Raw genomic sequence first — 11,937 nt, 5'->3', positions numbered from 1 at the left:
ATTATAATAAATAAATAAAAACTCCACAATAGTGAAGTTTCAAATTATTATACAATATTAGTTTACACTAGATTTTGCAACAAAAGCATCTAAACGAGCAGCTTTACGAGCACCGTTATTTTTATGTAATACACCTTTTGAAACAGCTTTATCAATTTCATGATGAGCTTTTTTTACTAAATCAGTAATTTTTTCATCACCTTTTGTAGCTCCAAGTTTTGCTTTTTTAATCGCAGTTCTAACACTTGATTTTATAGCTGCATTTCTCACTCTTGCTTTTTCGTTTGATTTAATTGCTTTCATTTTTGATTTTATATTTGCCATTTTGTCTCCTCGTATAATAATCTTTTGCGCGTATGATATTAATTATACAAAAAAATAATTATTTTTTATATTTTTCTTTGTTATTTTTTTAATAATATGATACTTTCAAATGGATCAAGTGAATTAGGAATATTTAAATACTTTTTATTATGATAAGTTGATTTAATTATTTCATATTTTTTTGATAAATGAATGTTTTTAGCTTTTTTGGAAATATTTATAACAAACATTATTTTTTTTGTTTTTAATTTATATTTAATTTTTAAAATACCTTTTTTAAAATAATTTCTATAAATAATTAATTTAGCCTTATTAAAAATTTCACTATATTCTTGATTTTGTTGTAAATCAATTAAATATTTATAAAAATTTAGTGGTGATGTTGGATCTTTAAATTCGTTTAGAACATTATTTTCTTTTGAATTTTCAGCAAAAATAAATCTTTTATTTTTAATTTTAGAAAAACCAAAATTAAGATCTGTATTTCAAGGCATTATATTATTTACTGAAACAGGGTGTTGATATAAATACGAATTATAAAAAATATCGGTACTAATATTTTTTGCTTCTAAATATCTTTTAGTTTCGTTGTAATTAAATTCATTAAAATCATGATAATCTTCAATTTTAGCTTTTAATAAACCTAATTCATCACCATAATAAATATTCGCTGAATTTCTTGCAGATAGTAATAATAATGCAAATGATTTAGCAGATTCTTTAGTAAAAGCTAATTCATCTCCTCAACGACTATTAATTCTTCCAATGTTTTCTGATGCTAATGAAATAATGACATTATTATAATTTAAACAATTTCTTAATTCTTTTATTAATTGTGATGGCTTAAATTTAATCATTAATTTATTTTTATACGCTTTATCGCTTCCAATTTCAGAAAAACTATCAATAAAAATGAAATCAAATAGTTTATCTGATAAAGTAGCTTGTATTTTTATTAACTCTAAATTTTGTGTTTTAATAATAATTTCAAAATCTTTATTTTTTTGTTTAGAAATTTTATATATATTTTGAATTAGATTTAATTGGTTATCTTTGATGTTATTATTTTTTCAGTTTTTTTGTTCATTATTAATATTTATAACAAAAAAGTTACAACCTAAATTTAAATAAAAATCAAATATTTTAGTATAAAAATCAATAAATTCAGTTTGATTTAGAAAAATATTATTTTCTTTGTTATTTTTATCAATATATTTTTCTAATGTGTTCTTTTTTGTTTGATTTTCAGTAAAATTTTTATTTTCATGAAGTATTTTTGCTTGTTTTCAATTGTTAAATGTTTCTCTTAAATTATTAAAATCTAAATTTATTCCGATTTTAAAATTATTTTCAACATAAAAATTAATCATTTTCTTAAAATCTAAAATTGAACCATATTTTGATTCGATTTCATCTAGTGATTTTGCATTTTGATAATAATCTAAAATATTATTTAAAATAAGTCCATCAACACCTAAAAATTGAAAATATTTTATTTGGTATAAAAGACCATTATAATCTCCGTATCCTGTTTCATTTGAATCTTTAAATTTATCAATTTTAAGTTGATATAAAATCATTTTTTTATTTGTCATATTCTTTATCCACCGTTCTAAATAAATTTAAAATTAAGTAATTAAGGGCAATATTTTCATCTAAGTTACCTTGTTTTATATCGATATCTAATTTTGATAAAAATAATATTTGTTTTTCAATAAAATCAGTATTATGTTGTTCTAAAAATTGATAAATTAATTTTAGACGATATTCATGAATATTTAAAAGTGCACTAATTTCTTTGAAAGTATTTTGTTTTTTTAAAGATAAAATATCCATTGCTATACTAAAAATATTTATAATTTGTGCAACTATATTTCTTGGACTTATTCCAAAATCTAATTGGTATAAAATTTTTTTATAAAACTGTTGTAAATTTTGATTTTTTAATAATGAATCATTTGTTATTCATTCAACATTTTCATAAAAAATTTCATTTTGATTTTCGATATCTTCCACTTTTATTATTTTATTAGTTTGAATAAATTTATCTAAAGTTGAAGTTATTAAAAATAAATTTTTTGGTATTGTTTGTATTATTTTATTAATAGCTTGTTCTTCGATATCAGAATTATTGATTTGAACATATTTTTTAATAAATTTTGTTAAATCTTGCTCATTGACCTTTAAAAATTTCTTAACTTCTGCTTTTTTTTCTAAAAATAAAAATAAATTAGATGGTTTAAATTGTTTTAGTTTAGGGATATATAAAGAAAAAATAATTTCTATGTCACTTGTAAGATTTTCTAAAATATTTATAAAAGTTTCAATATTTTGTTGATTTTTTGTACAAAATAATAATGGACTATTTTTTATTATCAGCAATCTTTTTTCATTAAAAATATTGACACTTGTTAAGATATTAAATATATCTTGAATATTTGTATCTTCTTCAAAAATATATTTATCTGTTAAATTATTAAAATCATTTTGTATTGTTTTTATATAATGATCAATAAAAAATTCTTCTTCTCCATATATAAACTTCATAATTAAAATTATATTATATATAACTAAAATTGCACATTTAAAAAATTAGTTATTTTATATTTTTTTACAATTCATAAATTAGTAAATATTCAAAAAATAAAAGCAAATGTTAAATGTAATTGAAAAAAATTAAAATAAATACTTATTTTGTTTGCTTGTTCAATTAATTCAAATAAAAAATAATAAATCATATTATTTAAATATACAAATCAAAAGAAAATAAGTGAATAAAGATAATAAAATATCATAATAAAATTAAAAATATATTGGAATAAAAAAGCAAAAAGATTAAATTGATCGTTAATTTTACTCATTACAACCATTGAAAATAAATAACATATAAAACTAAATTTAATTGTCTTGTATCTTGTATTCAGTTTTTGCATTTTTAAACCAATATAACTTAATCCGTAACTTAAAATAAAAGATATGGAAGTAACTAAATTAGGATAAAAAGAAAAATTCAGTAGTGTTGCAATAGTAAATACTTCTAAATTATTGAGTTTTAATTTTAAAATCTTAATTAAGATAATTTTTACAACGAAATATACAAAAACTCTAATTGAAGGTGGATTAAAGTTTAATAAGTAGATATAAAAACTAAATATAGTTATAATTAACAAATCATCTACTTTATTAATAAATTTTATTTTGTATAATACTTTTTTTAAAATAAAATAAATTATAAAAAAATGATATCCACTTACTACAAATAAATGAACGATGTTTAAATTTTTAATTTTTTGATATATATTTTCAATATTTAATTTTTTGGCAAAAAGAAAATAATTTAAAAATTCCTGAGAAATTTCAGTATTTTTTTGAATAATAATTTGAAAAAAATTAAAAATTATTGGATTATCACTGACATCAACTTGTGCATTTTTTAAAACAAAATCAATTTGTAGATTTTTTAAAAATTGATAATCATTACTATTGTTATTTAATTTGTAAATAGTAGATTTGATATTTACAAAATCTACTTTATTATTTAGTAAATGATAAACAAAAAATTTTTTATTTGCAACTCTAATTGTAAAACCATTTTTAAAAATATATTCTACTCTAAAATTACCATTAATTGTATTTATATTGTTTCAAATAATGAAACTGAGTACAAAAAATAGTAAAAAAATAGTTAAAAATATGCAAAAAATTTTTCAAAATTTTTTGTTTTTTCAATTGTTTATGAATATCAAAATGCTGATAATAATTCAATAAGGACTTACAAAAATTGCTAAATAAGAAAATAAAATTGCAAAAAAACAAGATTGAAAAATTATTAAATTAAAATATGATCTTGTAAAGTCTTTAAAGCGACTTTGCCAATTCCATATATGTTTTCAATATCAGATCATTTTGGTGTTTTATTATCTTTAAAATAGTTAAATAATAATTCAGCTTGTTTTTTTCTTATTTTTATTTGTATAAAAAAATCTGTTGATTTTATATATGAATAATGAATTTTTTTTGTAAGATCAAAAGGAATATATAATGAAGATAATTTAAATATTTCAGTTTTGTAATCAATTTTTTTAAAATCTGCAATATGTAATACTTTTGCTCTAAATAAAAGATTTTTTAAGTTTTCATCTTTAGTTATTACATATAAACCTGGAAATTCAATAGCACCAGTTAAATTAATGGATTTTTTTGCAATTTGAGCTGGTATTTGTGTGGAATGTATTTTTAAATTATTTATAACTAGTGTTGTAATAATTATTGAAACAATAGCTGAAATTAATAATATACTTTTTTTATTTATCTTCATATTATTAAAAGTAAAAAAAACAATATAAATCATAAAAATATATATTATAATTTTATTTAGCTTGGCCAATTGCTGCGAATTTCGTAGAGGAAAATCCCCACTGGCACTTTCTGAGATGAAAGTAGTGTTCATGCTGAATCTAATAAATTCAGGTAGTAATAAATACTAACAACTAGTGACACAGAAACAAAGTCTGCTATTTAGCAAGAGTGAAAAGGTTAAACTTCATGAGTCAGAAACAAAAATTATGGTATTGGAGCCCGAAAAAGGGAAATGAACTAATTTCGGGAGAATATCTTATTCTAGATAAATAATTGGCGCCTTTATAGGTACAAAAAGGGGTTTATAGAGCTAAATACGCTATTTTAATAGTGTATTTTTTTATTTTTAATAAAAATAAAATATAATTTAAAAGACTATGGAGAGAAGATGACAAATTTAAATGTATCATATGATGAATCAACACCACCACAAACACAAGATAATGGTGGAATACTTAGTCCAAATAGTTGATTAATGTATCTTATTTTAGGACTTATTTTAGCCTTAATTGTTTCTTATATTCTGTATAAAATAATCAAACAAATGGTTACAAAACGTAAGGAGATAAAAAAATTAAAAGCAAAATCAAGTGTTAATAAAGAGATTTATCGTGAATATGTTATTTCAATTACTGAAATAATTAAATATACAAATGAACAAGTAAAAAATTTTGTACCTAGTATTGGAAAATATAAAATGCAAGAAATTAAAGATGGAGCAAAAAACCTTTTAAATATTCTTTATAACAGAGAAGATTTTCAAGATTTTAGAGAATCTGAAAAATATCAAGATTTTGTTAAAAATATCAAAATATTAATTGATACAAATGCAAGTACTTGATCTAAGACATGTAAAAATGAAATTGAATATTTTAATAACTTATATTCACATTTACAAAAAGATGATTCTTTTTTAAATTATGAAAAAAATGTCAAAGAAAGTATTGAAAGGAAGTTTTATGAAAAATAAAAAAAATATTCCTAATATTTTAACAATTTCAAGATTAATATCAGTTGTTATTTTTATTCTTTTATTAATTATTTATGCAATAATAAATACAAATCCCACTGCTGATCTAACAATTTTACGTGGTATAATGGCCATTCAATATTTATTATTAGTTGTTTTTATTTTTGCAATGGTAAGTGATTATTTAGATGGTTATTTAGCAAGAAAATGAAATGTAGTAAGTACGTTTGGTAAAATATTTGATCCCATTGCAGATAAATTAATTACAACAACTATGTTAATTAGTTTAATTGCACAAATTACAGAAATTTATTTTATTATTATTGTGATTTTATTAGTATTAAGAGATATTTTAGTTGATGGTTTTAGAATCTATGCTGCATCATTAAATATTTCTGTACAAGCAAATATATGAGGAAAAATCAAAACTATTTTAATGAGTGTATCACTTATTATAATTGGGTTATTTGCACCTATTATTTTATCTAATGAATTGAATAATATAAGATTATATTTATTTATAATTACATTACCATTAATTGCTACATTAATTATTAGTTATATAAGTGGTTATATTTATATTTCATCATATTTGAAAAATTCCAAATTTAAAATTAAATAATTGAAGTTAGTTTTTACTAACTTTTTTATTAAAAAAGTTAACTATCATGTCAATATAATTGACTTATGATAGTTAACTTTATTTAATTTTCTTTTAAAATTTCTTTAACAAGTTGTTCTTCTGTAATTATGTTTATATTAAGAGCTTTGGCTTTTGCTAATTTAGATCCTGGTTTTTCACCAATTAATAAATATGAAGTATTTTTCGTTACTGAATTAGAAATTTTTGCTCCTTTAGTAATAAGAAGTTTTTCTATTGTAGATCTAGGTTGGGTTAATGTTCCAGTAATTACAAAGGAATAATTCATTAAACTTAATGAATTAATTTGACTTGTGTATTTTAAATTTAAACCGATATCAACTAAATCTTGGATCATTTTTTGATTATTTGCATTAGCTACAAATTCTTTTAAACTATTGACAATTTTATCGCCAATTTCGTGGTAATTAATTAAAGAATCAAAATCAAAGGTTAAGAGATTTTTAAATTCTAAAATTTTTGAGGCTAAAAAATATGAAATTTTTTCTCCAATAAGTTTTATTGAAATTGCATGAATTAAATTACTTAAATTTTGAGTTTTAGATTTTTCAATACTTTCTAACATTTTGTGAACAGATTTAACACCAAATCTTTCCATTTTTATTAATTCATCATATTTATCTTTTAATTTATAAATATCACTAAAAGAATTAATAAAACCTAATTTAAAAAGAATTTCGATATTTTTTTCACCTAATGTTAAAATATCCATTGCTGTTTTAGAAGTAAAATGAATTAATTTTTTTAAATTTATTTCTGGACAATTTTCATTAACACAAAATTGATCAATACCAGTTTCACTTTCTTCTAATAAATTATGACAAAATGGACAATATAAAATTTTTTGAAAATTAGTATGCGATTTAGAATGAACAGTGGAAATTACTTTAGGAATAATTTCTCCAGCTTTTTTAATATAAACTAAATCTCCAACATCAATTTTTAATTTCTTTATATAATCGTAGTTATGTAGTGTTGCAGCTTGAATATTTGAGCCACCTAAAAAAACACTTTCTAAAGTGCCATTATAAGTTATCATTCCAGTTCTACCAACTGTAATAAAAATGTTTTTTAAAACAGTAGTTGCTGTATTAGGTTCATATTTATATGCAATTGCATAACGGGGAAATTTTTGTGTAGTTCCTAATAAGTTATAATATTTAATTTCATTTAATTTAATTACTATTCCATCAGTTTCATAATCTAATAATGTTTTTGCTAACTTAAAATTATTAATTCAAGTAATTATTTCATTTATATTATGAACAATTTCTCCTTCGTTTGTAGTAGGAAAATTATGTTTTTTAAGTCATTGTCTTATTTGTGATATCTTATAAATTTGGTGTTTATCAGGATCTTGAATACTGTATAAAAATATTGATAAATTTCTTTTTTTAGTTATTTCTGGATTTAATTGTCTTAAAGAACCACTGGCCGCATTTCGAGGATTGGCTAGTTGTTGTTTATTTTCTTTTTTTAATTCATAATTAATTTTTTCAAACTCAGAAAGTTTTAAATAAACTTCTCCTCTAATTTCAATTTCATTTAAATAATCAATTGTTTTAGGTAACTCTTTAATTGTTAAAATATTATGAGTTACATCTTCACCTATATAACCATCTCCACGTGTAACGGCTTGAATTAATTTTCCGTTTTTATATTTTAATGAAATACTTAGACCATCTATTTTTGGTTCAATAAAATAACTTGCATTAATTGTTACTTTATTAATATTTTCAATTCAATGTTCTAATTCTTCTTTTTCGTATGATTTTTGTAATGATAACATTGGAAAATCATGTGTTACTTTTTGAAATGCATTTGATGCTGAAGAACCTATTATTTGGGTTGGACTTTGTGCTAATTCATTTTCTGTAAATAAAAAACCATATTTTTGTTCTAGGTTTTTTAATTTAATTATTTCTTTATCATAAATTGCATCTTCAACAAGGGGATCATCTAAATTAAAATAAGCATTATTTCAGATTTGAATTTGATTTTGTAGTTGTTCTATTTCTTGTTTTATTTTTTTAAAATCATTATTTTCCATTTTAAACCTTTACAAAAGTATTTGCAAATCATTCAGGTACATTAATTGCAGAACTTTGAAATACAATGACTAGAGTAGTAATTAACATTAAAATAATAGTAGCAACAATATCATATCATTTTGCCTCTAAAATTCGATATTGTGTTCTTTTTGAATATGGTTCATATCCTCTAACTACCATAGCATCGCTTAAATCGTTTGCTTTTGAAAAAGATGATACGAATAAAGGAACAATTAATGTTAAAAATGCTTTGATTTTATCTTTTCCATGTCCATTTTTGAAATCCACACCACGTGAAGATTGAGCTTTCATAATTCTATTAGCTTCATCTAAAAGGGTTGGTATAAATCTAAGTGCAATATTAATTATCATAGTAATAATTTCACTTGGAAATTTAAATAATTTTAAAGGTTTTAATAAATCATTAATGGCTTTTGTTAAAAGTACACTTTTTGTTGTAAAAGTTAAAATTGTAGTAATTAAAATAACTCCATAAATTCTTAGTGTAATACTTGCAGATCTAATTAAAGAAAATTTAGTAATTTGAAAAATATTATCATTACCAAAAGGTGCTCAATAAATATCATTTATAATTAAGTAATCTCGATAAAAAACAAAAGTATCTAAACCACTATCACTTGCAGTAATAGGAATATTATTTTCTGGACTTCCTTTTATTGTAAAAACATTAATAATTAATAAAAATAATCCAATATAAACAGGTAATTTAAATTTTCTTATTAGTGTTCGAAATGATTTTGTAGCTATTACATAAAAAATCATAACACACAATAATAATACACTTAAAATAACAAAAGTATCAGCTAGAAAAAATAAGACAATAAACAAAATGTTAGCTAAAAATTTTAATCTCGGGTCTATTTTATGAATAATAGTATCAATGTTTACAAATTTACCGATAATTGCGTTCATTTTTCTCCTTATTTTTTCTTTTCTCGTAATTTTTTATTGATTTCAGCTGCTAATTCGTTTATGTTTGTTATTTTTCCTAAATTTATTCCACGTGCTTTTAATTTATTTACAAAAGTAAGAAGTTGAGTAGCTTTTAAATTATTTTCAATTAAAAAATTTTCATCATTTAATACTTTATATGTATCATCATCTTTAATTATTTCACCCTTTTTAAACATAATGCAACGTTTTGTTCATCTTAAAGCATTATCTAAATCGTGAGTAACAATAATTACTGTTTTATTTTCTTTTTTGTTTATATCACTAAATAATTTCAACATCGATTCAACACCCACTGGATCTAATCCTGCTGTTGGTTCATCTAAAATTAAAAATTTAGGTTCCATTGCTAAAATACCTGCTAATGCAACTCTTCTTTTTTGTCCTCCACTTAAATTAAAAGGACTTTTATCAAGATAAGATTCAGGTAATCCTACCATTTCTAAATATTTTCTTGCTAGCTGTTTAGCTTTTTCAACTGGAACACCCATTGAAACTGGACCAAATATAATATCTTTTTCGATGGTATTTTCAAAAAGTTGATATTCAGCAAATTGAAAAACAACACCTACTTCTTTACGGATACTTTTAATATTTTTAATTTTTCTTTTTGTATTAATTATTTCAATATCAGTTTCTACTAATGGAATTTCTTGTTTTTTGCTTAATCCTCTTTTTTTATTGGGGATATTTATATTTTTAAATTTAATCATTCCTGAATCAGGTAATAATAATGCATTTAAATGTTCAATAAAAGTTGTTTTACCGCTTCCAGTATGTCCAATTATTGAAATAATTTCACCTTCTTCAAAATTAATATTAATATCTTTTAATACTTGAATGTGTGTTGGTAATTTTTTATCAAATTCTTTTGAAATATTATTAACTTCTATTTGCATATTTCCTCAATTAAAACTTTTTCATCATATGTTGGTTCAATTCCATCTAACATTTCTGATAATTTATAAATAAAAGGTGAATCGATTTTAGCAAGTTCTACTATTTGTTTATTTTTTAAAATTTCTTTTGGTGAACCACTAGCAACTAATTTTCCACCACTAAATACTAAAAGTTCATCTGCTAAAACAGCTTCATCCATATCATGAGTTATAGAAATTAAAATTTTATTAGTATTTTTATGTAAACTATGAATTATTTCTAAAATGTCTTCTTTACCTTTTGGATCTAACATACTCGTTACTTCATCAAAAATAATAATATCAGGATCTAATGCTAATGTTGAAGCAATTGCAACTCTTTGTTTTTGACCACCACTTAAATTAGAAGGTTCACGGTCTAATGAATCATCCATTGATACTAATTTAGCGTATTTATGAATTAATTCTTTCATTTGTTCTCTTGGTACGTGTTTATTTTCTAAACCAAATGCAATATCATCTTCAACTGTTGCACCTACAAACTGATTATCTGGATTTTGAAAAATAATTCCAATTTTTTGTCTTATTTTTTTAAGATTTTCTTTTGAATAAATAATATCATCTATTCATATTTCACCTTCAGTAGCTTTATAAATTGCACTAATTAATTTTGAAAGTGTACTTTTTCCGCTACCATTATGACCTAAAATAGCTACGTAGTGGCCCGTTTTAATTTCTAAATTAACACCTTGTAAAGCAAACGATTGACTTTCTGGATATTTATAATATAAATCTTTAATTTTTATCATAATGTAAATTATATATTAATATATAATTAAACTTTTTATTTATCTAAAAATATCTTGCATTTATTTTAAAACTATTAAAGATTTTGTTTTTTTAGTTTTTATTATTTAAAAACTTTTGAAAAATTGAAAAAAATACCAAGCATATTTAAAATACTTGATATTTAAAATATTTAATATTAATGGTTGTAGAACTCAACTATTAATGATTCATTTATTTCAGGATTTAATTCGTTTCTTTCAGGTAAACGAAGTAATGTAGCTTTAAAATCATCACGTTTAATTCATTCTGATACTTTTCTATCATTCATTGCTTGTGTTACTTCAGGATTTTGACGTGATCCTTCTTTTAGTTCGATTTCACAATTAATTGTAACTTGCATAGAAGGTATATTAGCTTTTTTACCATTTAAAGTAAAATGACCATGATTTACTAATTGACGAGCTTGTTTTCTTGTTTTTGCAAAACCAGCACGATAAACAATATTATCTAATCTAGTTTCTAACATTTGTAAGAAGTTTGTACCAGTAATACCTTGTCTTTTTGAAGCTTTTTTGAATGTATTTTCAAATTGTCTTTCATTTACACCATAAATAAAACGAACTTTTTGTTTTTCGTATAAGTGTAGTCCATAGTCAGTTAATTTTGCACGTTTTTGTCCATGTTGTCCTGGAGCATATTTACGTTGTTTTCCTTTTGCAAATTCTTTTCCTGTTTCTAATAATGAAATCCCATAACGACGAGATTTTTTAAATATTGATCCTCTAAAACGAGACATATTTTTCCTTTCTGCAAGGACTTATTGTATTCTAATATAATATTAAGTTTTTAATGATTTCAGTTTTACAGCTAACTTACTTTCAAATCATAAGAATTCAAAAATTTTATATCATATACAATTGCTGTGTCAATGCT

Annotated in this window: 12 protein-coding genes and 1 other RNA gene; 3 read left to right on the top strand and 10 right to left on the bottom strand. The window is 21.7% G+C overall.

The window, feature by feature from the left end; translation table 4 throughout:
• Nucleotides 1-57 precede the first annotated feature (57 nt).
• The 5 genes from rpsT to HLA92_RS01425 all read right to left on the bottom strand — a co-directional run bounded on the left by rpsT (nucleotide 58) and on the right by HLA92_RS01425 (nucleotide 4,642).
• Nucleotides 58-324 (bottom strand): 30S ribosomal protein S20, encoded by a 267-nt coding sequence (rpsT, locus tag HLA92_RS01445; RefSeq protein WP_171112816.1) that lies wholly within the window; start codon nucleotides 322-324, stop codon nucleotides 58-60.
• A gap of 80 nt (nucleotides 325-404) precedes the next feature.
• Nucleotides 405-1,919: an alpha-amylase family glycosyl hydrolase gene (locus tag HLA92_RS01440; RefSeq protein ID WP_171112814.1), complete on the bottom strand. Its 1,515-nt coding sequence runs from the start codon at nucleotides 1,917-1,919 to the stop codon at nucleotides 405-407.
• Nucleotides 1,909-2,871 (bottom strand): DNA polymerase III subunit delta, encoded by a 963-nt coding sequence (holA, locus tag HLA92_RS01435; protein ID WP_171112812.1) that lies wholly within the window; start codon nucleotides 2,869-2,871, stop codon nucleotides 1,909-1,911. Before holA ends, HLA92_RS01440 begins: the two co-directional genes overlap by 11 nt.
• A 23-nt stretch (nucleotides 2,872-2,894) precedes the next feature.
• Nucleotides 2,895-4,070: a ComEC/Rec2 family competence protein gene (locus HLA92_RS01430; RefSeq protein WP_171112810.1), complete on the bottom strand. Its 1,176-nt coding sequence runs from the start codon at nucleotides 4,068-4,070 to the stop codon at nucleotides 2,895-2,897.
• Nucleotides 4,071-4,153: 83 nt separating this feature from the next.
• The gene (locus HLA92_RS01425; RefSeq protein WP_171112808.1) at nucleotides 4,154-4,642 is read right to left on the bottom strand and encodes an MAG0490 family ComEA-like DNA-binding protein; all 489 of its coding nucleotides are present in this window, start codon (nucleotides 4,640-4,642) and stop codon (nucleotides 4,154-4,156) included.
• Between the two features lie 57 nt (nucleotides 4,643-4,699).
• Here HLA92_RS01425 and rnpB point away from each other — a divergent pair.
• The 3 genes from rnpB to pgsA all read left to right on the top strand — a co-directional run bounded on the left by rnpB (nucleotide 4,700) and on the right by pgsA (nucleotide 6,275).
• Nucleotides 4,700-4,993, top strand: an RNA gene (gene rnpB / locus HLA92_RS01420) — RNase P RNA component class B.
• A 78-nt stretch (nucleotides 4,994-5,071) separates the two neighbouring features.
• Nucleotides 5,072-5,653: an MHJ_0274 family protein gene (locus tag HLA92_RS01415; protein ID WP_171112806.1), complete on the top strand. Its 582-nt coding sequence runs from the start codon at nucleotides 5,072-5,074 to the stop codon at nucleotides 5,651-5,653.
• Nucleotides 5,643-6,275 carry a CDP-diacylglycerol--glycerol-3-phosphate 3-phosphatidyltransferase gene (gene pgsA, locus HLA92_RS01410; RefSeq protein ID WP_171112803.1) on the top strand — a complete coding sequence of 211 codons (633 nt, stop codon included), beginning with the start codon at nucleotides 5,643-5,645 and terminating at the stop codon, nucleotides 6,273-6,275. Before HLA92_RS01415 ends, pgsA begins: the two co-directional genes overlap by 11 nt.
• Before the next feature lie 82 nt (nucleotides 6,276-6,357).
• On the opposite strand, the gene ligA is transcribed toward pgsA, so the two are convergent.
• The 5 genes from ligA to rpsD form a co-directional block, all read right to left on the bottom strand.
• The gene (ligA, locus tag HLA92_RS01405; RefSeq protein WP_171112800.1) at nucleotides 6,358-8,364 is read right to left on the bottom strand and encodes an NAD-dependent DNA ligase LigA; all 2,007 of its coding nucleotides are present in this window, start codon (nucleotides 8,362-8,364) and stop codon (nucleotides 6,358-6,360) included.
• Between the two features lies 1 nt (nucleotide 8,365).
• On the bottom strand, nucleotides 8,366-9,298 hold the full coding sequence (locus HLA92_RS01400; RefSeq protein WP_171112798.1) for an energy-coupling factor transporter transmembrane component T family protein: 933 nt from the start codon (nucleotides 9,296-9,298) through the stop codon (nucleotides 8,366-8,368).
• 8 nt (nucleotides 9,299-9,306) lie between these two features.
• Complete coding sequence (locus tag HLA92_RS01395) at nucleotides 9,307-10,236, bottom strand: energy-coupling factor transporter ATPase (RefSeq protein ID WP_171112796.1); 930 nt, start codon at nucleotides 10,234-10,236, stop codon at nucleotides 9,307-9,309.
• Complete coding sequence (locus HLA92_RS01390; RefSeq protein WP_171112793.1) at nucleotides 10,227-11,024, bottom strand: energy-coupling factor transporter ATPase; 798 nt, start codon at nucleotides 11,022-11,024, stop codon at nucleotides 10,227-10,229. The genes HLA92_RS01395 and HLA92_RS01390 overlap by 10 nt, the downstream gene beginning before the upstream one ends.
• Before the next feature lie 176 nt (nucleotides 11,025-11,200).
• Nucleotides 11,201-11,800, bottom strand: coding sequence for a 30S ribosomal protein S4 (gene rpsD, locus HLA92_RS01385; protein ID WP_171112791.1), 600 nt, complete (start codon nucleotides 11,798-11,800; stop codon nucleotides 11,201-11,203).
• Nucleotides 11,801-11,937 lie beyond the last annotated feature (137 nt).

Source organism: Mycoplasma miroungirhinis (assembly GCF_013008815.1).
Classification (GTDB): Bacteria; Bacillota_I; Bacilli_A; order Mycoplasmatales; family Metamycoplasmataceae; genus Metamycoplasma; species Metamycoplasma miroungirhinis.
Note: the sequence above shows the minus strand (reverse complement) of the source record. Positions and strands in the feature narration are given on the sequence as shown.